The organism is Carboxydothermus islandicus (assembly GCF_001950325.1).
GTDB classification, from domain to species: Bacteria; Bacillota; Z-2901; order Carboxydothermales; family Carboxydothermaceae; genus Carboxydothermus; species Carboxydothermus islandicus.
The window spans coordinates 1-319 of the sequence record NZ_BDJL01000136.1 but is presented as its reverse complement, the minus strand read 5'-3'; the positions used below and the strand labels follow the sequence as shown (position 1 = coordinate 319).

Here is a 319-nt window from a genome sequence, read left to right as displayed (position 1 = left end):
GATCTTAATCTTTTCCGGGGACACTGCGGTAAAGTCAGCAATAAACTTGAAAATTTCCTGCTGGACCGGATGGTCTATTTTTTCGTAACCGCTTAAGGGATAGCCGGAAGCTTTGGCTAAGGCTAACATGCCCGCATGTTTGCCTGAACAGTTGTTATAGAGGGGTGATGGCTCTATTCCTTCCTGTTTAAGCCATAAGGCGGTTTGCCGGTCAAAAGGCTCATGGGTGCCGCAGCTTAGATAACCCTCGTCAAGGCCAATTTTTTGTAAAATTCCTGCTACCGTTTGGGTATGCTCTACGGTTCCGCTATGGGAGGCA

1 protein-coding gene is annotated in these 319 nt (G+C 47.6%); it reads right to left on the bottom strand.

Going from position 1 to position 319, the window contains the following annotated elements:
• A partial coding sequence (locus ciss_RS11890; protein ID WP_143298543.1) for an asparaginase occupies positions 1-319 on the bottom strand: 319 nt, incomplete at both ends.